The sequence below is a fragment of the Pseudomonas sp. B329 genome, from assembly GCF_023127835.1.
Classification (GTDB): Bacteria; Pseudomonadota; Gammaproteobacteria; order Pseudomonadales; family Pseudomonadaceae; genus Aquipseudomonas; species Aquipseudomonas synxantha_A.
In genome coordinates this window covers 37,579-62,839 of record NZ_SPKP01000022.1, presented here as the reverse complement: position 1 = coordinate 62,839, position 25,261 = coordinate 37,579, and the positions used below count along the sequence as shown (strand labels likewise).

The following is a 25,261-nucleotide window of genomic DNA, read 5'->3' as shown; positions in this document are numbered from 1 at the left end:
GCCCCCTCCCAACCCACTGCGGATAGGGGACGCAATGGGCTGGGCGAGGGCTTCTTGTACGACTGTTTTATTGCGCGATAGTTTTCACCGAAACACCTCGTTCAACCGGTGTCGAGCGCCCGTAGATATCTTCGAACCGCTCGATATCGTCTTCGCCCAGGTAGCTGCCCGATTGCACTTCGATGATCTCCAACGGGATCTTGCCCGGATTGCGCAGGCGGTGCACCGAGGCGATCGGGATGTAGGTGGACTGGTTCTCGCAGAGCAGGAACACGTTGTCGTCACAGGTGACTTCCGCGGTGCCGCTGACCACAATCCAGTGTTCGGCGCGGTGGTGGTGCATTTGCAGCGACAGGCACGCGCCCGGCTTGACCGAGATATGCTTGACCTGGAAGCGGCCGCCCATGTCCACCGAGTCGTAGGAGCCCCACGGACGGTAGACTTCGCAGTGGTTCTGGGTTTCGCTGCGGCCTTGCTCGTTGAGCGTGTTGACCATCTGCTTGACGCCCTGGACCTTGTCCTTGTGGGCAATCATCATCGCGTCCTTGGTTTCCACCACCACGATGTTGTCCAGGCCGATCACCGATACCAGTTTGCCGTTGCCATGCACCATGCAGTTGCGGCTGTCCTGGATCACCACGTCGCCTTTGCTCACGTTGCCGTTGGCGTCTTTATCATTGACCGCCCACAGCGAGGCCCAGCAACCCACGTCGCTCCAGCCGGCGCTCAATGGCACCACGCAGGCGCGTTGGGTCTTTTCCATCACGGCGTAGTCGATGGAATTGTCCGGGCAGCAGGCGAAGGTGGCATCGTCGAAGGTCACGGTGTCATGGGTCTGCTCACTGCGTTCCAGGGTCAGCACGCAGGTGTCGTAGATGTCCGGATCGTGCTTTTTCAGCTCTTCGAGGAAGCGGCTGGCGCGGAACAGGAACATACCGCTGTTCCAGAAGTAACCACCGCTTTTGACGAACTCGATGGCGCGCTTTTCATCGGGCTTTTCCACGAACTGCTGCACGCGGCTCACGCCTTCGGGCAACAGCGAGTCGTTGGTGGACTTGATGTAGCCATAGCCGGTTTCCGGACGGGTTGCCGGTACGCCGAACAGCACCATCTCGCCACGCTCGGCCGCCACGGTGGCCAGTGCCAGCGCACGTTGCAGGGCTTTCTGGTCGTCGATCACGTGGTCGGCGGGCAGCACCAGCATCAGCTCGTCACGGCCTTCGTTGACCAGCATCATCGCGGTCAGGGCCACGGCCGGTGCGGTGTTGCGGCCAAAGGGCTCCATCAGGATGCGTTGGCATTCAAGCTTACGTGCGCTCAGTTGCTCGTTGACGATGAAGCGGTGGTCCTTGTTGCAGACCACGATAGGGGAGTCCATGCCTTCGAACACCAGGCGTTCCAGGGTTTGCTGGAACAGCGTGTGCTCGGAGGTCAGGGCCAGGAACTGCTTGGGGAACTGTTTACGCGAAAGCGGCCAAAGACGTGAGCCGCTACCACCGGAAAGGATTACTGGGATCATGGGTGTTTCTCCTTGAATCAGTTTGGGTCAGAGCTACGAAGGTTTGTCGTTTCACTCTTGTTTTTGTCTCGGTCCTGAGTTGAAAACCGGTCAGTGTGGGAGCTGGCTTGCCCGCGATGGCGCCTACAAGACCGCCATCGCAGGAAAGCCAGCTCCCACAAGGGGACGTGTCAACTCAGGGAAATAATCAGCGGGTCGACACCGGGCGTTTCACCCAGACTGGCGACAGGCTCGAGCCGGAACCGGTGACATACAGCACCGCTGCCTCACCACGCTCCAGCGCTACCGGCTTCACATCGCCGACCTTCTTGTCGCCGTCATACAACGCCAGACTCACCTTCACCGGGTTGATCTCGCGCTCACCACGGCCCTTGGCGGCCACCGACTTGACCACGTCGGTCTTGCCGTCAGCAGTTTTCAGGGTCAGGGCCTTGTCGCTGAGGTTCTGCACGCGTACCAGGGATTTCTGCTTGTTCTTGAACGGCGGTTCTTCGATCAACTGCGGTTGGCCGCTGCCGCTGTTGACCAGGGTGTAGTAGTGGTCGGCGGCGAGTTTGACCGGTACGGTCTGGCTGCCGACCTTGGCGCTGTAGTCACCGCCCGGCATGAAGCTGAAGTCGCTGCTGGCCAACGGTGCAACGTCGCTGAGGTTGGTGGCGCCGACGGTGGCGCTGACTTCCTGGTTGCTGGCGTTGTAGATGCGCACGAAGCTGGAGCCCTTCGGCGCGGTTGGGCCGTAGAGGGCGGCGTCACCACCGGCGAAGGCGGACATCGATACGAAGCTCAAGCCGGCAGCGATAGCCAGGGTCTTGGCGAGACGACGAGGAGTAGTAGTGAAAGTCATGTGAGTTACCTCTCTTTCAGTTTTGCGCCCGGTCGGGCGTCTCGGATTTAGATGTATTGATTGCCATGTTCTGTTGGCGCGAACCGGCTTGTTTAAGCTGCGCAACCCACGCTGGGTCGGCGTCACCGATTTCGTTATTCACGGGCAGATAGCGTTCGGGGAATTCCCAGATCAGCAGCTGGGGCGGGTTGTTCTTGAAATCGTCACTTTTGAGGTAGCTGAGCATCGGCAGGATCGGGCCGTGGCCGTCTTCGGCGTAGCTGACCACGTCGCTGTGCAAGGCTTGCTTGAGCGCGCCCACGAAGTTCCAGTTGGGGTTGGCGCTGTAGCTGGTGCCGACCAGGGCCACCGGGGTTTCGCTGTCGCTGAACAGCGCGTCATCACCTTTTTCTTCGGCCAGGTGCGTGACGCGTTTTTCCAGCGGCTCTTTAGGCGGCATCAGGTTTTCGAACAGCGGGTCCAGGGGCAGGAACAGACGCAGGTCGCCTTTATGCGGCTCGGTTTTCTTGGCCTCGGTGACAAAACGCTGCGGCTCGCCACTCAGCGGGGTCTTGTCGGCAATCGCCTTGGCCAGTTGCTTGGCGGCGATTTCCGCACCGTCCGGGGTCCAGTGAGTGTCGGTACGCAGGAACACCTGCTTGCCACCCAGCTTGGCCTGTTGCAGCGGCCCAAGCAGGTCGGGAGCCGGGATGTTGTCGGCGGCGACCCGGGCGTGGAAGTCCTGGTACAAGTTGGCGTGGATGCTCGCCGGCTTCACCTCACCCAGGTGTTCCGGGTACAGGCGCACCTTGGCCGGCACAATCGCCATCACCAGTTGGATGCCTTGGGCCTTGAGTTTCTGGCGCACGCCTTCGACCAGTGCGTAATTGCCTTCAAGGTTCTGGTCTTCGTTGACGGCGGGATTGAACTCCTCGTCGCTGTACAGCCAGTGGTCGCGGCCCAGCACTACGCCAGGGCGACCTTCATTGAACAGCTTGTAGTCCAGCGCAGCCCACAGGTTGGTGCCCAGGCGCTTGATCGGGAACTCCTCGTCATAGTGAGTCTCGACGGCTTTGGTCCAGCGACCGTTAAGCACCGTGGCATCAGCGTTGGTGCTGAAGCCAAAGAAGCTGCGCAGTGACCACGCCCCCAGTGCCAGCAGCAGCACCAGGAACAGGCCGATATAGAGGACGCGTAATGAACGGGTCATGGTCGGCTCCCTCAGAATTGGAAGTAAAGGAACGGCGAGAAACTCTGCGCCGACAGTTTCAGGATCGACGCCACGAACAGCAGCAGCACCGCAGCGCGCATGGCGTAGCGTGGCCAGTCAGCGGTCCAGTAGGCCGGTTGCACAGCGGCGTCACGGCCCACGCTGAAACCGGGCTCGTGAATGCTGCCTGGGTTGTCGCCCGGTACCGCCTTGATCAGGCTCGGATCGGCCGGCTTGGTCTTGTCGGCTGGGCGGTTGGTGTAGAAATCGCGCAGGCCGAAGAACGCCAGGGTTGCGTAGGCCACGACCAACGTTGCCACTTGCAGGCCGGTAAGGTTGGCGCGGTTGAGTTCCGACAGCGACCATTCGCTGAAGCTGAACATCGCACCGTACATGCGGCCTGCGATGTGCAGGTTTTCGGCGCGGAAGATCACCCAGCCCATCACCACCAGCAGGAAGGTGAAGGCCCAGCGCAACACGTTGAAGCTGCGCGGCGCAGTATTGAGGCCGATGGCTTTTTCAATCGCCAGCCACATGCCGTGCCAGGCGCCCCACACGATGTAGGTGATGTTGGCGCCGTGCCACAGGCCACCGAGCAGCATGGTCAGGAACAGATTGCGGTAGGTGGTCAGCGTGCCTTTGCGGTTGCCGCCCAGGGTGATGTACAGGTAATCACGCAGCCAGGTAGAGAGGCTGATGTGCCAGCGCCGCCAGAACTCGGTGATCGACTGGCTGATGTATGGCTGCTTGAAGTTTTCCATGAAGCGGAAACCCATCATCAAGCCCAGGCCGATGGCCATGTCGCTGTAGCCGGAGAAATCGAAGTACAGCTGCGCGGTGTAGGCCAGCGCGCCGAGCCAGGCGTCACCGGTGGTGGGATTTTGCAGGGCGAAGCAATGGTCGGCCACCACCGCCAGGGTGTCGGCAATAAATACCTTCTTGATGAAACCCTGCATGAACCGCGTGCAACCCTCGGAGAACTTGTCGAGGGTGTGGGTGCGGTTGTTGAACTGGTCGGCCAGGTCGCGAAAACGCAGCACGGGGCCGGCGATCAGGTGCGGGAAGATTGCCACGAACGCCGCGAAGTCGATCAGGTTGCGGGTCGCCGGGGTATCGCCACGGTACACGTCGATGATGTAGCTGATGGACTCGAAGATGTAGAACGAGATCCCGATCGGCAACAGCACGTGGGTGAGAATGAACGGCTCCAGGCCCGCTGACTTCATCATTACATTGATGCTGTCGACGCCGAAGTTGGCGTACTTGAAGTAGCCGAGGATGCACAGGTCGACCGCCACGCCGAGCAGCAGCCAGCGCTGCGCCGGCTTGGTGCGCACGCCGGCGGCACCGACCTTGAGGCCGATCCAGTAATTCCACAGCGTGACGGCGGCGAACAGCGCCAGGAAGTCCACTCGCCACCAGGCGTAGAACACGTAGCTGGCAATCAGCAGCAGCAGGTTGCGATAGCGTTGCCCGCTCAAGTAGTACAAGCCGAGAAAGATCGGCAAGAACAGAAACAGGAACACATTGGACGAGAAAACCATCCCGATCTCTCCATGTTTAACCAACAGTCAAGGGCCAGAGCCCCCCCAAACCCCCCCACGATTTCGGAGGAGGTTGTATTGCAATTTCACTGAAAGAACCGGGTTAACGGTGGGAGCTGGCTTGCCTGCGATGGCGGTGTATCAGTCGACATCAATGTTGAATGTCAGACCCCTATCGCAGGCAAGCCAGCTCCCACAGTTGGACCGAGTCCAACCGGGAGCTATGTATCAGCTGCCTTTGTTGCCTTTTTCGTGCGCCGGGTCGTACACCTTGGTCAGGTCGCCACCCAGGCGGAACGTCTTGAAGGGTTGCATCCCGTGCTTGCGTTCGATCACATCCGGCGCGCAGGTGTAGAGGGTGCAGAAGGGTTCAAGCCAGGCGAATTTCATGTCCTGCTTCAAGTCCTTCATGTCCTGCTCTTTACCGTTCTTCTGCTCGAAGATGTCCGGATCTTTCACCCCGGCCAGCACCTTGTCGCCCAGGCGTTTGAGCGCGCTGTTGTTTTCCTGGCGCAGGTCCACACCGTTGACCAGGGCAAAACTGGCGATCATCGACAGCGGCGGCAGGGCGTAGTTGTGGTACGACAAGGCGCGTTGCTGACGCTTCAATTCGTTCGGCAGGAAGCCCTGGTCATCGACCTGGTTCACACCGACCTTGTATTCCTTGACGGCCCAATCGAACAGGTCGCGACGGTTGGTGGCGATGGAGGTTGCCATCACCGACCAGGCGGCCCAGTAGGAGTGGTTGTTGGTTTTTTCCAGCGGCAGGTTGTCCCAGTCGCTCACCACCTGATCGGCCAGCTTGTTGAACCAGGCTTCGATCTGCTGGGATTCCTGCTGGTGGTTGGCCAGCGGGTGCGACTCGGAGAACTTCAGGCGCACATAGGCCGAGGCCATGCTGCCCAGTGCCCATTTGCGCATGGACTTGCCGGTGTGGTTGAAGTCCTTGGACATCAGTGCGTCGGCCTTGGCCCACGAGACCAGCCAGTTCAGGGTGCATTCGAGCTGCTGCGGGCGACCGTCGCGCATGAACTGCATCACGCGCTTGCTGGTGTCTTTTTCCAGCTTGGTGATGTCGGCGGTGCTATCGCGGAAGGCTTTTTCCGACTGCACGTTCAGCGTGGAGCGCGCCTTGTCCGAACCTTCGTACTTGCTGCGAAACTGCAACGGCCCGGTGTAGGGCGTCGGCATGGTGTCGCAGTTTTCCTTGAAGTCGCCGGTCTTGAACGCTTCGATCGGTGCGAAATAGCCCTGGGGCGGGCGCAGCGGCGCGGCGGCGTTGGCTGCCCCGGCGAAGATCGCCAGGCCCAGTAACGATGGAATCAATAGCTTCTGCATAAGTAACCTCATTGCCCAGTTGAAGCGGTCTGCTGACCACCGCTTGGGAATACGTTGCGTGTGCAAATTTTCGCTTCGACTTTCTGCGCGGCAGCACCCTTTTCCGGGCCCTGCACTTCCACGGCCAGCAAGTTCTGCGAGGCCCAGTCTTCATCGGTGCGCAGTTCAAAGGCGAAACGCCCGTCTGTATCGGATGTCTCGGGTTTCTCGATCTTGATATCCTCGTGGCGACCGTTCATGTACCAGAGGGTGGCTTGCAAGGTTTTTACCGATGGATCGGCGAAGCGGATATCGACCTGATGGTTGGCGTTGCGCAGGTCTTTGTTCGCGCTGTTGACCATCAGTTCGTTCTTGCCGGGTTTGAGGGTGGTGCTGGCGGACATCTGTGCAGGCTTGCCTTCGCAACCGTTGTCCAGCAGCGCCATCATCTGGCGGTAGATGGTTTCCTGGTCGAGACGGTACAGCGGCGAGAATTCCCAGATCAGGATCTTCGGTGGGGTCTTCTGGAACTCGTCGCTGCCCAGGTACTGCAACATCGAGCCTTCCAGGCCACCGCCGGGGAAGGCGACGTTGAGGATGTCGGCACCGATTTCTTCTTCGAGGAAACCGGCGAAGTTGTAGTTCTTGCCGCTGTGGCTGGTGCCCACCAGGGTGATCTGCGGGTTGCCCGAATCACTGAACAGGTCACCGTCACCGGCTTCGCCCTTGGGCTCGGTGGTGAACTGGTCCATGTACTGGATCGCATAGCTGGTGCCGCACAGTTGCCCGGCCATGTTGTGCAGGGTGCCGGTCTTGCCCATGCGGCCCGAGCGCTTGGTCTCGAATTCGCGCTTGGGAATCTCGGCGTACTCCGGCATCTGCTTGACCTTGGCGGCGACGATCTTCGCCGTGCGCTGGGCGCCGTAGGGGGTCCAGTGCTGGTCGCCGCGGAAGTAGAAGTCGTGAGCCGGCAGCTCGTCCGGCAACTGCTCGTTGGTCAGCGGCGACAGGTCCGGCACCACGTAGCCCATCTTGGCGAAACGGCCAAGCATGGTCTTGTAGTTGGTCAGCGCCTTGTCGAAGTCGAACTTGGCTTTTTCTTCAGGGTTGAGCTTGTTGCGGTTCACCAGGCCACGGGTCGGCTGGTAGACCACCACCAGTTCCACGCCCTTGGCCTTGAACGCATCGTGCAACTGCTGCATGCGTTTGTAGCCGGCCGGTGTGGTGTCGAATTCGGTGCGCAGGTCTTCCTGGGTACGGAACAGCCAGTCGCCCTGGGCTTGTACCAGGGTGGTGAAGTTCTGCTGGTAACGCGTGGTGTAGTTCTTCGCATCATGGGCGGCCGGGCACAGGCTGCAGCACGGCTCGGCAGTGAAGGTCGGTGCTTTCACTTCATCGGCGCGCACGCCCTGGCTGGCCGCCAGCAGGCCGAGGGTCAGACCCGAGAGGCTCAACAGTTTGATCATGTGTGGGTGCATAAGGGTCATCCTCAGTCCTGCATTTCGGTCTGGCGTTCGACAGGGTCGATCAGCACGGCTTTCTGCTGGCGCACCAGCAAGTCGAGAATTTCTTCCTGGCGCTCGCCAAGAATGCCGTTGAAGCTGATACCGCTGGATTTGGTCGGCGCCAGCATCGACACGCGATACAACTCGATACTCAACGGCGAATCGATGGACAGCGGCCCGCTGCCGTTACCCGCCAGTTCACCACCCACCACGATCAGCGAGACCTTGGCATCGAATGGGTCGAGGGCGATGTCGCGGTCGGTGTCGGTCAAGTCCTTGATGTGGCCGTACACGCCGGTCAGCCCGTTGGCCATCGAGGTATTTTCGTAGAGCTTGATGTTCACGCTGTTACGCACGCGGATACCGTGGCGACGGTTGCTGATCACCTTGTTGCCCCACAGCAGGTTGTCTCCGCTCTCATAGAGGGTGATGCCGTCGGTGTGGTTGCGGTAGATCTCGTTGTCGGCGATCAGGTTGTTGACGCTGTTACGGTCGATCACCAGGCCCGAGAGCTTGTTGTCGTAGCTGCGGTTATTGAAGATGAAGCTGTCGTTCACTTCCCGGGAAATGATGATGCCGTGCTTCTTCTTGGTGCCGTATACGGTGTTGTCGGCGATGATCAGGCCGTGGGAACGGTCATGGGGGTCAATGCCGTAGACGATGTTGTCTTTGTAGGTATTGCCCTTGATCACAAAGCCCGTGGTCTCGTAGCAGTAGAAGCCGTACCACATGTCCGAGAACTCGGAGTCGATGATCCAACCGGTCGGCTCAGGACGCTTGAGCACCTTGGCCATGTTCGGCGTGTACTGGGAAATACTCACCCCGTAGGACTTACTATTGGCGTAGCCGAAGCTGGCCATCTTGGTCTTGGAGATATAGGTCTCAGTGCCGCCCCAGGCCAGCAGGAACGGGCGGAATTCCTTGGGCGACTTGAACAGGGCAGGGCCGTTGGTTTTTTCATCCCAGCCGGTGACCTTGGTGTCACGTACGAACAACTGGCCGTCGTTGATCAAAAACGAGCCGGCTTGCTGGGACAGGCGCAATTCCTGGGTGTTCTTGTCGATATCGAGGATGCCTTTGCGGCCCACCACAATCGGCAACTTGGCCAGGAACACTCCTGGCGAAGTCTCGCTGAAGTACTGCTTTGGCACCTTGCCCAGCAGGTCCTTGAGGTTCATGTAGCCGTCGTCGACAAAGATTGCCTGAGGAATGCCATGCTGGCGCACCACCCACTCGGCCATCTTGTTATCGCCACCGATAAAGTCCTTGAGCGCGTCTTCCTGCATCATGCGGCGGATGCTGATCTTGCCCGCCTTGGTCTTGATGATCTTCTTTTCCATGGCCGCGGCGGTGTAGCCCGACAGATCGGGCAGCGCCGGCTTGGCCATTTCCAGCGGCGCGGTGGGCGGGCTGGAAATGGTGTAGGTCTTGGCCTGTTGCAGTTCCTTGGCGATGATCGGCGCCTTGGCCGCCGTATCGGCAAACGCTGTGGCGCTGGCCATCAGCATTGCCGCGACGAGTAGGCTTTGAGCATTCATGGCGCAGGCTCCCATCAGAATTTCCAGACCACGTCGACAAACGCGCGGTGCATGTAGGAGTCGACCTGGCTGCCATAGGCGTCGCCCGGCTTGAACACGCCGGCACGCAAGCGCACCAGGGCCGATGGCTCGTCGATCGACTGGCTCAGCGCGGCGGGCAGCAAGCCTTTCTTGAAGTACTTGGTGACCACCAGGTCCATCTCCTGGCCGAGGTCCTTCTTGCCATCTTCCAGCGGCAGGGAGGTGCTGGAGAGGATCGCGCCGGTGACGTCATCGGTGTTGTTCTGCACCGCATCGATACCGTTGCTGCCCACCGGCTTGTTGCCGTCCACGCGCCAGAACTTGTGGTACACCAGGCTGGCGTCGTAGTCCTCGCGCAGCTGCCAGGAACCGAACAGGCTCATGGACTGCATGTTGTTCATCTCGCCGCGAAACGCTTCACCGAAGCGGTGTACGCGCGACTGGGTGCCGGTCCAGTTCGAACGGTTGCTTTGCAGGCCGTTCTGTTCGTATTCGGCGCTGGCACGGGAATAGGCCGCACCCACTTGCCACTGCGGGTCAAGGCGCAGGCGCACACCGATGTCGGTGGCCCAGCCGCTGAGGTCATCGCTGCGCTTGGCGCTGGTGGGGCGCGTGCCGTCGGCGTTCAAGGCGTTGACCTTGTCGCGGTCCCCGCGCATACCGGTGATGCTGGCCCAGTAGTTGACGGTGTTGGTATTGCGCCAGTTATAAGCATCGCTGTTGGCTTCGATGCCGAGCCAGGTCAGGTCGCCGTTTTCGCGCTTGTCCAACGGGTCACTGGCCACACCCGGTTCGGCGTAATCGAGCTTGCCGTCGTCATGAGTGTGGTGGCCGCGCAGGCCGATCCACTGGCCCGGCGTCCACTGGTAGGCGGCGTCGGCGTAGAAGTGCTGGCGGTCTTTGTCGACCGGCGAGAGTTCCTTGAGGTCGGTGCGGTATTCGCTGAAACGTTCGGCGGCGCCGACATTGGCCTTGAGCAAGGTGGTATCGAAGGTCCAGTTCAGCGCTTCGATGTTGGTGTCGCGCCATTGGCCGTCGTCATTGCGCAGGCGCTGGCGACCGAACTTGAGGATCTCGCCGGGGTAGGGCGTGAAGCCGCTGTAGCCGACCCAGAACTCGCGCAGGGCCAGGTAGTTTTTCTTGGCCTTGCGGTCGTCGTTGCTCGATTGTTCGGTGGTGTCATCGGCCGACTGTTGCAGGGTGTCGGTCTCGATGATGTCGCTGGACACGACCGCCTGGCCCATGGCATAGGCGCTCCACGCGCCGCTTTCGCCGTAGATCCAGGGGCGCAGGTCAAGGCCGATACCGTTGACGTCGCCGCCTTTCTGGGTGCCCAGGTCGCGGTCGTCTTCGGACTGCGCGGTGGCTTTGACTTCCAGGCCGAAGTTCTTGGCTTCGGTCAGCGCGGCCAGGGTCGGGCACGACCACAGCAGGGCGAAGGACAGGCCGATACCGGCCTTGACGAATGGGTTGAGCTTCATAGGGATTCCTCGCCGTCTTCTTCTTGCAGGGCGTGCAGTTGCAGCGTGCTTTGGGCCAGGGTGCCGCGGGCGGCCAGTTCCTGTTGCACCAGGCGTTGGCCCTCGGCGCGTTGCTCAGGGGTCAACGGCGCTTCGAGCTGGGTGGCCAGGTCATTGGCCTCTGGCGTGTCCTGGGCCTTGGCCAACTGGCTGAAGACATAGGCGTTCAATGGGTCGGGCTTGGTGCCCTTGCCTTGGGAAAACAGTTGGGCAATGGCAAAGTCGGCGCTGTTCTGGCCGTTGCGCGCAGCGGTCAGCAAGTGGTCCAGGGCCTTTTGCGGGTAGACCTTGCCCAGGTAGCCACGGCGGTAGATCTGGCCGAGGTAGTAATCGGCGGCCACTTCACGGCCCACGGCTTTTTCGAAATGCGCCTCGGCGGCCTTGGCGTCGGCCGGCACCCACTTGCCTTCGTAGTAGAGCTTGCCCAGCAGCAATTCGGCGCGCGGCTGGTCGGCGGCGCGGCCGTTGTCCAGGTACTTCATCATCTGCTCGACATCGCCCAGTTCGGGGAAGTCGTAGAGCAGCTGCGCCAGGCTGACCCAGGACGCCGGGTAGCCGGGGGCGATTTTTTCAAGCAATGCCTGAGCGGTTTTTTCGTCCGGCGTGCCGAGGCTGGCATCACCGAGTACGCGGGCGACGCTGTCGACGCGCTGGGCGGTGACTGTGCCACGGCTGTAGCCGGCTTCCATTTGCTTGAGCAGTTCGGCCTGTTGTTCCGGCTGGGCTTTTTTCTGGTAGACCGTGGCCAGCTCGACATAGCAGATATCGGTGGTGTTCAACGCGGCCTTGCAGATGCGCTCGATATCATCCAGGTGCTGGTCGTAAGTGTCTTGGGTGCGATACAGCAGCACCTGGGCCAGGCCGGCTTCCGGGTAACCGGCCGCTTGCCATTTGCTGATCTGCTGCTGGGCATTCACGTTGGGGAAGCTGTGCGGGTATTGCAGGTACAGCATCGCCAGCGGGATCAGGGTGTTGCCTTCGCCATTGGCGAAGGCTTTTTTCAGCAGGCTTTCGGCTTCATGGTGCTCGGCCTCAGTGGCGCCAGGCTTGGCCGCCAGCAGGCGACCCAGGCGTGCCTGGGCACGCGGCGAGGTGTCTGCCGCTGCACGGTAAGTGGCTTCGGCCTGCTTGATTTGCGCCGGATCGCGGGTGCCTACCTGGATATCGGCCAGGCCCACCTGGGCCTCGCTGTAGCCCAGGTCTGCCAGTTGCTGGTAATTCTGCTGCGCGGTGACGGTGTCGCCGCGCTTGAGGGCTTCATTGGCCAGGCGTTGGTCGGGCAGGCCGGCGCAACCGGCCAGGCTCACGGCCAGTGCCAGCGCGCAGTACGCAGAGGCCAAGTGAAATCTGCTCTGTGTGGGAGCTGGCTTGCCTGCGATGGCATCGCTGCGGCGCAACTGATGCACCGAGTCGCCTGCATCGCGGGCAAGCCCGGCTCCCACAGAGGTCAGCGGTGTTGTTGGAATAGGGTTCACAGGCATGTCCTCGCTTACAGACCGTGAGCCATGGCTTTGTCGATCAGCCAGTTCAGCGATGGGCCACGGTCACTGGTGACTTCCACCGGGCGACCGGCATAGGTGCTGTCCAGCGGTGCGTCGGGCTTGATCTGCACACGGATGTCAGAGGACAGGTCGGCGCTGTTCAGGCTGGTGCTGCTGACGATGGTGCCGGTGCGAACCTGTTCTTCGTCGGCGACCTGGAAGCTCACCGGCGTACCTGGACGCACATCGCCAAACTGGCGGTAGGTGAAGCGGGCTTCGACGTTAGCCTGGCTGCCACGCGGCACCAGTTGGAAGATCACATCGCCCTTGCTGGCGTACTGGCCGTCGGCGACCAGTTGCTGGGCGACCACGCAATCGCATGGCGAGGTGAGGGTGCCGGTCATTTGCTTGCCGAACAGCTCTTCAACCTTGGCCGGTTGCAGTTGGTCTTCGTCCAGGTGGCCCTTGAGCACGTCGAGCATACTGGTGCTGAACGTCGCCAGTGGCGCGCCCTTGGCCGCTACCGAGTCACCTTTGAGCAGGCTCTGCACGGTGCCGTCACGCGGCATGGTCACGTTCATGCCCGGTACGCTCACAAGGCCGGCCTGGGCGTGGCTGACGAAGTACATGCCGTACAGCGATTTGAAGACAAAACCGAAGGCGGCCAGGCCAACCAGGAAAATCGCCAGGCTGAACGTCACTGCACGCAGGCGACCGAACGCGGTCATGCCACTGCCGCCGTCCTTGACCTTGCGCGCCTTGGTGAAGTTGTCGCGTTGCAGCGTCGCCAGCACGTCGCCCATGGTCACAATGTCGCCGGACAAGTGCGAGGTGATCAGGTGGCGCAGGGTGGAAATATCCTGGGCATCGAGGTTCTGGAACTGGCAGCCGGTGCGGCCGGTCTGGCGGTCGTAGGAGCGGATTTGCAGCTCCACGTCCATGGCCAGGCCGAGGTTGTCGATCACGAACTGCAGGCGGCCCTTGTGCACTTGGCCGACGGTGAGCGGCTGGGTGGCGGTAAAGGCCAGGCCACCGGCGGACAGGTCGATCACGCGTGCTTCAGTTGGCGTGCGGTCGCTGTTGAAGAAGCGCAGCTTGGCCGGGATTTTGACCCGGGCGTGCTGGCGCTGGGCTTCGGATTCGTGGACAACGTTGGCGTTTACTTGGCTGTTCATAGTATTCGATTTCCTAGTTAATTCAGGCTTGGCAGGGTCAGACCATCATCAGCAACACGGCAACGAAGATGCTGCCGGCGGAGAAGGTCATGGTCCGAGACGACCAGGTGTTGAACCAACGTTGAAAGCTGGCCAAATCGCGGGTCAGTTTGGTGTCCTGGCGGGTCCAGGACTGTTGATCAAGGCGGAAGAACACGTAGATCTTCACCAACGCGCCCATGATCTGGTTGTAATAGAGAATCAGCGGGTAGGCCGGGCCGATCTTGTGGCCCGAGCACGACAGCAACAGGGTCAGGATCAGGCGGGTGATACCGATCCACAGCAGGTACGCGAGGATGAACGCGCCGCCATACTTGAACGTGGCGATCATCGCCACGGTCAGGCCGAGCAGGGAGGTCCACATCGACACGCGCTGGTCGAACAGCACCACGCTGGTGAACAGGCCGAGGCGACGCACGCCCAGCCCGAGGGCACGGGAGTTCTGGCGCAGGTTGTTGCCGTACCAGCGGAACATCAGTTTGCGGCTGGCTTTGATAAAGCTCTTTTCCGGCGGGTGTTCCACGGTGTTGATCGCGGCGTCCGGTACGTAGAAGGTGTCGTAGCCCAGGCGCATCAGGCTGAACCAGCTGGACTTGTCATCGCCGGTAAGGAACTTGAAGCGCCCCAGGCGCCAGTGTTGCAGCGAGTCGCTTTCCACGTCGGCGATAAAGCCCGGGTCAGTCACTACGCTGGCGCGGAACACCGACATGCGCCCGGTCATGGTCAGCACGCGCTTGGACAGAGCCATGGAGCACATGTTGATGTGGCGCTGGGCGAAGCGCAGCTTGTGCCACTCGCTCATGATGTAGCCGCCGCGCACTTCGCAGAATTCGTTGGTGGTCAGGCCACCGACATTGCCGAACAGCTGGAACCAGGGGACGGTCTTGCGGACCACGCCTTCGGCGAGCACGGTGTCGCCATCGATCACAGCTACCACGGCACGGTCATCCGGCAGGTGGCGCGAGATGGCGCGAAAACCGAAGGCCAAACCGTCACGCTTGCCGGTACCGGCGATGCGCACGAAGTCGAGCTTGACGTGAGCCGGCGGGTTCATCTTTTCCCAGAGGCTTTTCACCAGCAGCTCATCGGACATTTCCACCAGCGAGCAGACCACGGTGGTGGGGAAGCCGCATTCGATGGCTTCGCGAATCACCGAGCTGTAGACCTGGGCGGTGGTCAGCGCATCGATACGAAAACTGGTGACCATCAGGAACACGTGGGACGGGTCGGCGGCCTTGCCCAGCTTGCGCACTTTGCGGCGCAGGTGCGGGTACACCACGTAGAGAAACAGCATGCCGCGAAAGAAATGCGTCGCACCCATCGAGTAGCGCCAGATACCCACGGCGCCAATCAGGAAAATAAAATTCTTCGATTGCGAATCGAAAGTACTCGCCGGCAACAGCAGGGCGAGACCCATCAACAGGCTGAGGAATAACAGCCAGCCGGCCGATTGCAGAAATACATGTTTTAACTTGGACATAAGCGTCATCCGGAAGGGGAGGAGGCTTCAGGCTGCAAGTGCTGGGGTAAGCCACTGGCAGCCTGAAACTTGCCGTTGCTGTTACCAGCAAATACCTTCAGTACGGCCACTCACGCTGGTGGCCTTGGACATGAAGCCCACCAGGTCGACCACTTGCTTGCCTTCCGGAGCGTTATGCGCCAGGGCACGGAACTTCTCGTCACGGTTACCGAGAATGATCACGTCGGAGTTGTTGATCACATCATCGAAATCCGAGTTGAGCAGGGACGATACGTGCGGGATCTTGCCTTCGATGTAGTCCTTGTTCGCGCCGTGCACACGGGCGTACTCGACGTTGCTGTCGTAGATGCTCAGGTCGTAGCCCTTGCCGATCAGCATTTCCGCCAGTTCTACCAATGGGCTTTCACGCAGGTCATCGGTACCGGCCTTGAAGCTCAGGCCCAGCAGGGCGACTTTGCGCTTGTCGTGGCCGGAAACGATGTCGAAGGCGTTCTGTACCTGGGACTCGTTGCTGCGCATCAGCGAGTTGAGCAGTGGTGCTTCCACGTCCAGGGAACCGGCGCGGTAGGTCAGGGCACGCACGTCTTTTGGCAGGCACGAACCGCCGAAGGCGAAGCCTGGACGCATATAGTACTGGGACAGGTTGAGGGTCTTGTCCTGGCAGACCACTTCCATCACTTCACGACCATCGACGCCGACGGCCTTGGCGATGTTGCCGATCTCGTTGGCGAAGGTGACCTTGGTGGCGTGCCACACGTTGCAGGTGTACTTGATCATTTCGGCGACGGCGATGTCCTTGCGGATGATCGGCGCGTCGAGTTCTTCGTACAGCGATTGCAGGACATCGCCGGAAGCTTTATCGAACTCGCCGATGACGGTCATCGGTGGCAGGTCGTAGTCGGCAATGGCGGTGGACTCACGCAGGAATTCCGGGTTGACCGCAACGCCGAAGTCGACGCCGGCTTTCTTGCCGGAGCAGTCTTCGAGGATTGGAATCACTACGTTGGCGACAGTGCCCGGGAGGACGGTGCTGCGCACCACGATGGTGTGGCGGGTGGTCTTGTCACGCAGGACAAAACCGATCTCGCGGCATACCGACTCGATGTAGTTCAGTTCCAGGTCGCCGTTCTTCTTGCTGGGCGTGCCGACGCAAATCATCGACAGGTCGGTATCGCGAATCGCCTCGGCGAAGTTGGTAGTGCCACGCAGTCGGCCGGTCTGGATACCCTGGCTCAACAGCTCGCCCAGACCCGGCTCGACAATCGGCGATTTACCCGCATTGATCAGGTCGATCTTTTCCTTGGAGATGTCTACGCCGACCACTTCGTGGCCACGGGCAGACAGGCAACCGGCACACACGGCGCCAACGTAACCCAAACCAAATATGCTGATGCGCATCGCAATTACCTCTTTGTTTAATTCATGCCATTAAATGGCCGGAGTTCATGTTTGCAAGCGTCACTGATGCCGCGAAAGTTAGGCGAATAGACGCCGACTTACCGCGTGCAGGCATGTTGAATAACGAGTGACTAACTATTGCACTCAAGTTGTGCGCAACGAGGCCTTATTATTGGGGCTTGCCCTGAAATGCAGCCGTGCTTCCTTGGAGGAAGGCTCCGGCGCCGGTGCGGCAAGGTTTTGATGAAGGCAAAATGCCTTTTTATCAATGCCTTGTGTGTGTGCACGGGCTCATTTAGGTCAGCGCTGCCTTGGCCTGCGGGGGATAGCAATGCGTACTTATCGCCACCCTTAACTCGATCAGTTGATGTTATGACCATAGAGCCAAAGTGTTTTATGACAACTTGGCTACTTCCGTTGGTCGTTATGTAAGTCATCTCTTACGTAAGCAGAGAATTTCGTTACCGGTGGTATGAGCGGTGCATCAGGACGAAGTTCCTGGCCGCTCATCCTGTTTCCGGAAATTTCTTGAAATATTAGAAAAGATGGCACTGGCACTATAGTGATAGCACTTGCTATTTAGGCCAGTAGTTATGGGGAGTTGGTACGCGTAGATAGTTTTGTGCCACTACTGATTAAAAAAAGTGGTGCCACTACGAAAAAAACCGACGAGTGTCGAGTGAATAAATCGTTAGGGTTGTGTCTGGATGTTTTTCTGGCGCCAAATAAATGACGATTCTTGAGGTGAAATGCAGGCAAAAAATGTGGGAGCTGGCTTGCCTGCGATAGCTGTCTATCAGAAACATATGAGCCGGCTGACCCTACGCTATCGCAGGCAAGCCAGCTCCCACATTTGATTTTGGTGGCTGTACAGGCCTTACTCCGGTGCGTGATTGCGCAAAAACACCAGGTTATCCGGCTTGGACTGCTCCGCATTGAAGCGATAGCCCTGCACATCGAACTGCTTGAGCTTGGCCGGATCGTTGATGCGTTCTTCAATCACAAAGCGGCTCATCATGCCCCGGGCCTTTTTCGCGTAGAAGCTGATGATCTTGTACTGGCCGTTCTTCAGGTCCTTGAACTCGGTGTTGATGATCCGCGCGTTCAGGGCCGTGCGCTTGACCGCCGAGAAGTACTCATTGGACGCCAGGTTGAGCAGCACATCGTCGCCCTGTGCGGCCAGGGCCTCATTCAACCATTCGCTGATGCGGGTGCCCCAGAACGCGTAAAGGTCCTTGCCCCGGGCGTTGGCCAGCTTGGTGCCCATCTCCAGGCGATACGGCATCATCAGGTCCAGCGGGCGCAGCAGGCCGTACAGGCCTGAGAGCATACGCAGGTGGTCCTGGGCATAGCTGAAATCGGCATCGCTGAAGGTCTCTGCGTTGAGACCGGTGTACACATCGCCCTTGAAAGCCAGCAGCGCCTGCTTGGCATTGGCCGGGGTGAAGGCGGGCGTCCAACTGCCGAAGCGGGCGGCGTTGAGGCCACCGATCTTGTCGGAGACGTGCATCAACTCGCTGATTTGCGCCGGACTCAGTTCGCGCAGCTGTTCTATAAGCTCCTGGGAATGGTCCAGGTATTGCGGTTGGGTAAAGCGCGCAGTGACCGGCTTGGACTCGAAATCGAGGGTTTTGGCGGGGGAAATCACCATCAGCATGAAGTTGGCTCCTGGAATCGTGGGCGAGATTCTAGGGGTTGGGGCGTTTGGACTCCACCTATGATGGCGATAGATGCGATCCGCTATGATGGGCGGTAACTCTGGAAAGGAAGACCCCGTGTGCGATTAGCGCTTTTATTGTCGGCTTGCCTGCTGTGCGTCACCGCCCAAGCGGCGCCGGTGGATGTCGCCAGCCTAGACCGTAGCACCTGGCCGGAAAAACTCAGCAGCCCGGCGCTGTTCGATGTGGCTTCGCGGGCAGAAATCCTGATGTTTGCCCACGGCCTGCTTGCCAGCGAAGCCTTGGACGAAAGCGCGCTCAAGCAACGCCTGGGGCTGAAGATCATCAACCTGGCGGCCATCGACGACCTGCGCCGCCAGCTCTGGCAACGGCTGTTGGAGAACTACAGCTTCGCCCAGCAAAGCTGCGAGGAAGATGCTTCGTTCTGCTACCTGGTGGAAAACATGGACGACCTGCGCGAGCAGGCCGGCAAGTTCGAGGTCAGTGACAACTCGTTCTATATAGGCTGGGCCGCACCCAGCCGGCACTTTCATGAGCGCTATCTGGATGAGCTGCTGCGCAAGGCTGCGCTGTTCCCGCAGATCAGCAGCGAAGTGGCGCGTTTCGGCGACCATGAGCGCAATGGCGACGAGCTCAACGATCGCATGTTCCTGCTGACCTTCGACGGCGGCCCGGCGTTGGTGGGCGGTAATACCGACTGGCTCACCGACTACCTGCGCAAGCAGAAGATGAACGCCACGTTCTTCGCCCTCGGCAGCAGTTTGCAAAGCCGTGTGGAGCGCAGTTCTGTCGCGGATGTGCAGGCGCTGTACCAAGGGCAGTGCGTAGGTATCCAGGGTTGGCAATACCGTTCCCATAGCCATTGGGTCGACTGGCAAAGCTCCATCACCCGCAGTGCCGCGCTGGTACAGAACCTGATGCCGGAAAACTATGTGCCGCTGTTCCGACCGCCTTATGGGCAGCGTCGTGCGGACAGCCAGGGGTTCTTCCAGCAGCAGGGTTTGCAGGTGGCGTTGTGGGACATCGACTCCCAGGACGATCCGGGCAAACTCAAGGCCGAGGAATCGGCGCAGCGGGTGCTGACGCTGATGCTGCTGTGGCGCAAAGGCGTAATTGCGTTTCACGACACCCAGGACAAGGCGCGGGTGGCAATACCGATAGTGTTGCAGGCAACGGCGCAGAGTGGTTTGGGTTGGCAGGAGTGTCGCGAGGCATTTCGCTGAAAATCCCCGGCCCCGTTGGGGATGAGGCATTTCTGGGGTGATTTGCTGCGACATTTCGATGCAGGCGGACTTCCGACTTTAACGGGGTGGCTGGCACTCGGCTAGTGCTATTCGTCATCCTGAAAAATAAACTTCAAAAAAGCGTCAAAGTGCTTTTTCCTGTCATGGGTTTTGCGGTATTACGAAGTCAGACCGCCGAACCCTGCAACACAGGTGGCGTCTTCCAAGACTCCTCATGTGGGCACTGCACTTGACGTCACTCAGGTGTGGTCGGTGGTCGAATCGAGGCGCAGCACCGCCCAGGTATTGCGTCGACTGGCTCCCACAAAGGTGACCGAGTATGGATGATCATGGACGTACCCCTTCTTCCGACCAGCCAATCCTTTACGTGCTTGATACCAACGTATTGATCCACGATCCAAACGCATTGCTTAACTTTGAAGAACACCACGTCGCCATCCCGATGATCGTGCTTGAGGAGCTCGACAAACTCAAAAGCGGCCACCACAGCGTCGCCGCCGAATGCCGCCAGGCCATCCGTCTGATCGACAAGACCCTGGGCGAAGCCTCGCCCGAGGACGTTGAGGTCGGTGTGCCGATCCAGCGTGGCAAAAGCGGGCCCAAGGGCTTGCTGTCGATCCTGATGAGCAAGCGCAGCGAGCCCAACAGCCTGCTGCCGGAAAACCTGAACGACAACAAAATCATCAACCAATTGATCGACCTGCACGCTCGCGACAAGGACCTGCGCGTAGTGCTGGTGACCAAAGACATCAATATGCGCCTCAAGGCACGAGCGTGTGGGATCGCTGCCGAGGACTACAGCACCGACCAGCTAGTCGACGACGTGTCGATGCTGTCGCGGGGTTATCACATGATGACCGGTTCGTTCTGGGACCGTGTCAGCAAGGTCGAGACCCGTCAGGACCATGGCCGCACCTGGCACCAGGTACAGCTGATCGACAACCTGCCGGCCGTGCATATCAATGAATTCATCGTCGATGAACAAGGCTTCGTGGGCTGGATCAAAGAGATCCAGGTCGACAAGCTGCTGATTCTCGACCTGCATCAGGAACCCCTGTTGCACCAGGAAGCCTGGGGCCTGAAACCGCGTGATATCTACCAGAGCCTGGCGCTGTACGCGCTGCTCGACCCGGACATCCACCTGGTCAACCTGACCGGCGCCGCAGGCTCGGGCAAAACCATCCTCGCCCTGGCCGCTGCCATCGAACAGACCATGGTGACCAAGCGCTACCGCCGCATCATCGCCACGCGCAGCGTGCAGGGCCTGGATCAGGAAATCGGTTTCCTGCCCGGTACCGAGGCGGAAAAAATGGAGCCGTGGCTGGGGGCGATTACCGACAACCTCGAAGCCTTGCACATGGATGACGAAAACACCCATGGCAGCGTCGACTACATCCTCAGCAAAGTGCCGTTGCAGTTCAAATCCCTCAACTACATCCGGGGCCGCAGCTTCCAGCAAAGCCTGATTCTGATCGATGAGTGCCAGAACTTAACCCCGCACCAGATGAAAACCATCATCACCCGTGCCGGCGCCGGTTCCAAAGTGGTGTGCCTGGGTAACCTGGCACAGATCGATACCCCTTACCTGTCCGCGACCAGCTCCGGGCTGACCTACCTGACGGAACGCTTTAAGGACTTCCCGAACGGCGTGCATATTGCGCTGCAAGGGGTGCCTCGTTCGATCCTGGCTGAATACGCCGAGTCCCACCTGTAACCACCCAAATGCCACAAACCACCCCGGGTTTTTCACGAAATCCGGGGTTTTTGTTGTGTGCGACATTTGCCTGCGATAACGCGCCCGGGGGGCTTGTGGTTTTTGTTGTTATATTGTTACATTTTTTACGTGGTAAAAAATAAGAAAGCTGCGTGACCCGTCGGAATACCACCTCCTTGATTCGACGAATGTTTAGAAGACCTGCCTTAGGGTTTTCACCGTGACCCTGCCTATTACAAAAGCCCGAGACATCGCTCATTGATGACGCACACATACAAAGAGAATGGAAAATGGACGTAGCAGGTAATGGCTTCACTTTGTCGCAACGCAAACACGCCACTCGTTTCAAGCCGATACCCCTGACACCCATCGCACTCGGCCTGGCCCTTTGGCTGGGCCAGGGTTCCATGGCCTGGGCCGACGACAATCCTTACACGCCTCAGGTACTGGAGTCGGCGTTCCGCAAAGCGGTTGCGTCATTCGGCCCCAACAGCAGCGTGTACAAGAACCTGTTGTTTCGCTACGCGGATATCGTCGACCTGGCGGCCAAGGATTTCGCTGCTCAGTCTGGCAAGTTCGATTCGGCCCTCAAGCAAAACTACGAACTGCAACCCGAAAACCTCACTATCGGCGCCATGCTCGGCGATACCCGGCGGCCGCTGGACTACGCCTCGCTCCTGGATCACTACCGCGGTCGACTGTTCAGCAACAACAGCCGTTTCACCACCAATATTCTGGAGTTCTCCAAGGCGATCATCGCCAACCTGCCGGCCGCCAAGCCCTATACCTACGTAGAGCCGGGCATGAGCAGCAACCTCAGTGGGCAACTGAACGCCGGGCAATCCTGGGCCGGCGCAACCCGTGACTGGAGCGCCAACGCGCAAACCTGGAAAACCCCGGAGGCCCAGGTCAACTCTGGCCTGGACCGCACCAACGCGTACTACGCCTATGCCCTGGGCATCACCGGCAAGGGTGTGAATGTCGGCGTGCTCGACTCGGGCATCCTTACCAGGCACTTCGAATTCCAGGGCAAGAATGCCCTGGGCCAGGACCGGGTACAGGCGGTGACATCCACTGGCGAGTACTACGCCACCCATCCGCGTTACCGTCTTGAAGTGCCCAGCGGCGAGTTCAAGCAGGGTGAACATTTCAGTATTTCCGGGGAATACGACCCGGCGTTCAACGATGGCCACGGTACGGAAATGTCCGGTGTGCTCGGCGCCAATCGCAACGGCACCGGCATGCACGGCATCGCCTTCGATGCGAATATCTTTGTCGCCAACACCGGCGGCAGCGACAACGACCGCTACCAAGGCTCCAACGACCTCGACTACAACGCGTTCATGGCCAGCTACAACGCCCTGGCGGCCAAGAACGTCTCGATCGTCAACCAGAGCTGGGGGCAAAGCTCGCGCGATGACGTGGAGAACCACTTTGGCAATGTCGGCGACAGCGCTGCGCAAAACCTGCGTGACATGACCGCGGCCTATCGCCCGTTCTGGGACAAGGCCCACGCCGGGCACAAAACCTGGATGGACGCCATGGCCGACGCGGCCCGCCAGAACACCTTTATCCAGATCATCTCGGCGGGCAACGACAGCCACGGTGCCAACCCGGACACCAACGCCAACCTGCCATTTTTCAAGCCGGATATCGAAGGCAAGTTCCTCGCGATCACCGGCTATGACGAGACCAGCGCCCAGGTCTACAACCGCTGCGGCACCTCGAAGTGGTGGTGTGTAATGGGCGTATCGGGCATCCCGTCTGCCGGGCCTGAGGGCGAAATCATCCCGAATGCCAATGGTACCTCCGCGGCGGCGCCGAGCGTTTCCGGAGCCTTGGCCTTGGTGATCCAGCGCTTTCCCTACATGACCGCCAGCCAGGCGCGGGATGTGTTGCTCACCACCTCCAGCCTGCAGGCGCCGGACGGTGCGGACACGCCCGTGGGCGAGCTGAGGGGCGGGCGCACCTACGACTACCTGCAACCGGTGCATGATGCAGCGCCGGGAACGCCGCAAGTGCCGGGTGTGGTCAGCGGATGGGGCTTGCCCAATCTGCAAAAAGCGATGCAAGGGCCGGGGCAGTTCCTGGGTGCCGTGGCGGTGGCCTTGCCTACTGGTACCCGCGATATCTGGGCCAACCCGATTTCCGATGAAGCCATTCGCGCCCGCCGCGTAGAGGATACAGCCGAGCAGGCCACCTGGGCGGCTACCAAGCAGCAAAAAGGCTGGCTCAATGGCCTGCCCGCCAATGCCTCCGCCGATGATCAGTTCGAATACGAGATAGGTCATGCACGGGAGCAGGCGACGCTCACCCGTGGCCAGGACCTGCTCACCGGCACCACTTACGTCGGTAGCTTGGTCAAGTCCGGTGACGGCGAGTTGGTGTTGGAAGGCCAGAACACCTATTCAGGCAGCACCTGGGTTCGCGGTGGCAAATTGTCGGTGGACGGTGCGTTGACCTCTGCCGTGACGGTGGATGGTAGTGCCGTGGGCACGCGTAATGTGGACAATGGCGTAATGACCACAGTGGGCGGCACCCTGGCCGGCACCGGCACGGTGGGCGCCTTAACCGTCAACAATGGCGGGCGCGTGGCACCAGGGCATTCGATTGGCACACTGCGTACTGGCGACGTGGCCTTCAATCCTGGCTCGGTGTATGCCGTCGAAGTCGGTACCAGTGGCCGCAGCGACCAAATCCAGAGCAGCGGTGTTGCAACCCTCAATGGCGGTGTGGTGACCGTGTCTTTAGAGAACAGCCCAAACCTGCTGTCCGCCACTGAGGCGCGTAGCTTGTTGGGCCAGCAGTTCAACATCCTCAGCGCCAGCCAGGGTATCAATGGCCAGTTTGCGGCGTTCGCGCCCAACTACCTGTTCATCGGCACGCAACTCGCTTACCAACCGAACCAACTGACCCTTGCGATAGCGCGCAACCAGACCACCTTCGCCAGCGTCGCGCAAACCCGCAACGAACGGGCTGTGGCGACGGCGGCCGAGAAGCTGGGCGCCGGCAGTTCGGTTTACGAAAGCCTGTTGGCTTCCGATTCCGCTGCCCAGGCTCGGGATGCATTCAAGCGATTGTCGGGGCAGCTGCATTCTGATGTTGCAGCGGCGCAAATGGCCGACAGTCGATACCTTCGAGAAGCGGTCAATGCTCGTTTGCAACAGGCCCAGGCACTGGATTCCAGCGCGCAGATCGATAGCCGTGACAACGGCGGCTGGGTGCAGCTGCTCGGTGGGCGCAATAACGTCAGCGGTGACAACAACGCCAGTGGCTATTCCTCGTCCACCAGTGGGGTGTTGCTGGGGCTGGATACCGAGGTCAGCGACGGCTGGCGCGTGGGGGCGGCGACCGGTTATACCCAGAGCCACCTGAATGGCCAGTCGGCTTCGGCGGACAGCGACAACTATCACCTGTCGGTGTATGGCGGTAAGCGCTTCGAGGCGATTGCCTTACGCCTGGGCGGCGCTACCACCTGGCACCGTCTGGATACTTCGCGGCGGGTTGCTTACGCCAACCAGTCGGACTATGCCAAGGCCGATTACAATGCGCGCACCGACCAAGTGTTTGCCGAGATCGGCTACACCCAATGGAACCAATTCGAACCCTTCGCCAACCTCACGTACCTGAACTACCAGAGCGACTCGTTCAAGGAAAAAGGCGGCGCCGCTGCTTTGCACGCCAGCAAGCAAAGCCAGGACGCGACGCTATCTACGGTGGGCCTGCGTGCGCATACGCAGTTGCCGCTCAGCTCCACCTCGGCAGTGACGTTGCGCGGTGAGCTGGGTTGGGAGCATCAGTTCGGTGATACCGATCGCGAAGCCTCGCTGAAGTTTGCCGGCAGCGACACTGCTTTTGCTGTTAATAGCGTGCCCGTCGCCCGGGATGGCGCGGTGATCAAGGCCAGTGCGGAAATGGCCTTGACCAAAGACACCCTGGTGTCGCTGAACTACAGCGGCTTGCTGTCCAACCGCGGTAACAACAACGGGATCAACGCCGGGTTTACCTTCCGTTTCTAACCCTGCACTGGTGCCCTGTGGCGAGGGAGCTTGCT

The 25,261-nt window shown here is 60.1% G+C and carries 16 protein-coding genes; 3 read left to right on the top strand and 13 right to left on the bottom strand.

Translation table 11 applies throughout. From position 1 onward, the window contains the following. Window positions 1-67 precede the first annotated feature (67 nt). The 13 genes from E4P00_RS13695 to yaaA form a co-directional block, all read right to left on the bottom strand. Window positions 68-1,519: a mannose-1-phosphate guanylyltransferase/mannose-6-phosphate isomerase gene (locus E4P00_RS13695; protein ID WP_248131754.1), complete on the bottom strand. Its 1,452-nt coding sequence runs from the start codon at window positions 1,517-1,519 to the stop codon at window positions 68-70. 187 nt (window positions 1,520-1,706) lie between these two features. Then, window positions 1,707-2,363 carry an alginate O-acetyltransferase AlgF gene (locus E4P00_RS13690; protein WP_016978194.1) on the bottom strand — a complete coding sequence of 219 codons (657 nt, stop codon included), beginning with the start codon at window positions 2,361-2,363 and terminating at the stop codon, window positions 1,707-1,709. 16 nt (window positions 2,364-2,379) lie between these two features. Further along, window positions 2,380-3,552: an alginate O-acetyltransferase gene (locus E4P00_RS13685; RefSeq protein WP_216090769.1), complete on the bottom strand. Its 1,173-nt coding sequence runs from the start codon at window positions 3,550-3,552 to the stop codon at window positions 2,380-2,382. 11 nt (window positions 3,553-3,563) lie between these two features. After that, on the bottom strand, window positions 3,564-5,096 hold the full coding sequence (locus E4P00_RS13680; protein WP_248131752.1) for an MBOAT family protein: 1,533 nt from the start codon (window positions 5,094-5,096) through the stop codon (window positions 3,564-3,566). Between the two features lie 228 nt (window positions 5,097-5,324). Then, entirely contained in the window at window positions 5,325-6,434 is a 1,110-nt protein-coding gene (locus E4P00_RS13675) for a mannuronate-specific alginate lyase (RefSeq protein WP_005785006.1), read from the bottom strand. An 8-nt stretch (window positions 6,435-6,442) separates the two neighbouring features. After that, complete coding sequence (locus E4P00_RS13670) at window positions 6,443-7,891, bottom strand: alginate O-acetyltransferase (protein ID WP_032881093.1); 1,449 nt, start codon at window positions 7,889-7,891, stop codon at window positions 6,443-6,445. 11 nt (window positions 7,892-7,902) lie between these two features. Next, window positions 7,903-9,471, bottom strand: coding sequence for a mannuronan 5-epimerase AlgG (gene algG, locus E4P00_RS13665; RefSeq protein ID WP_078820327.1), 1,569 nt, complete (start codon window positions 9,469-9,471; stop codon window positions 7,903-7,905). Then, window positions 9,471-10,958, bottom strand: coding sequence for an alginate export family protein (locus E4P00_RS13660; protein WP_032877688.1), 1,488 nt, complete (start codon window positions 10,956-10,958; stop codon window positions 9,471-9,473). The genes algG and E4P00_RS13660 overlap by 1 nt, the downstream gene beginning before the upstream one ends. Then, entirely contained in the window at window positions 10,955-12,403 is a 1,449-nt protein-coding gene (algK, locus tag E4P00_RS13655) for an alginate biosynthesis TPR repeat lipoprotein AlgK (protein WP_248091233.1), read from the bottom strand. The genes E4P00_RS13660 and algK overlap by 4 nt, the downstream gene beginning before the upstream one ends. A gap of 83 nt (window positions 12,404-12,486) precedes the next feature. Next, the gene (locus tag E4P00_RS13650; protein WP_005785015.1) at window positions 12,487-13,653 is read right to left on the bottom strand and encodes an alginate biosynthesis protein Alg44; all 1,167 of its coding nucleotides are present in this window, start codon (window positions 13,651-13,653) and stop codon (window positions 12,487-12,489) included. A gap of 37 nt (window positions 13,654-13,690) precedes the next feature. Further along, the gene (alg8, locus tag E4P00_RS13645; protein WP_164699511.1) at window positions 13,691-15,172 is read right to left on the bottom strand and encodes a mannuronan synthase; all 1,482 of its coding nucleotides are present in this window, start codon (window positions 15,170-15,172) and stop codon (window positions 13,691-13,693) included. 81 nt (window positions 15,173-15,253) lie between these two features. Next, window positions 15,254-16,570, bottom strand: coding sequence for a nucleotide sugar dehydrogenase (locus tag E4P00_RS13640; RefSeq protein WP_248131750.1), 1,317 nt, complete (start codon window positions 16,568-16,570; stop codon window positions 15,254-15,256). Between the two features lie 877 nt (window positions 16,571-17,447). Then, window positions 17,448-18,227 carry a peroxide stress protein YaaA gene (gene yaaA / locus E4P00_RS13635; RefSeq protein WP_248131748.1) on the bottom strand — a complete coding sequence of 260 codons (780 nt, stop codon included), beginning with the start codon at window positions 18,225-18,227 and terminating at the stop codon, window positions 17,448-17,450. A 120-nt stretch (window positions 18,228-18,347) separates the two neighbouring features. Between yaaA and E4P00_RS13630 the strand changes: the two genes are divergently transcribed. The 3 genes from E4P00_RS13630 to E4P00_RS13620 all read left to right on the top strand — a co-directional run bounded on the left by E4P00_RS13630 (window position 18,348) and on the right by E4P00_RS13620 (window position 25,226). Continuing rightward, window positions 18,348-19,472, top strand: a complete 1,125-nt coding sequence (locus E4P00_RS13630; RefSeq protein ID WP_078820329.1) for a polysaccharide deacetylase family protein — start codon at window positions 18,348-18,350, stop codon at window positions 19,470-19,472. A 340-nt stretch (window positions 19,473-19,812) separates the two neighbouring features. Next, window positions 19,813-21,207, top strand: coding sequence for a PhoH family protein (locus tag E4P00_RS13625; protein ID WP_032877681.1), 1,395 nt, complete (start codon window positions 19,813-19,815; stop codon window positions 21,205-21,207). 290 nt (window positions 21,208-21,497) lie between these two features. Further along, window positions 21,498-25,226: an autotransporter serine protease gene (locus tag E4P00_RS13620; RefSeq protein ID WP_248131746.1), complete on the top strand. Its 3,729-nt coding sequence runs from the start codon at window positions 21,498-21,500 to the stop codon at window positions 25,224-25,226. The last annotated feature ends 35 nt before the right edge of the window (window positions 25,227-25,261 follow it).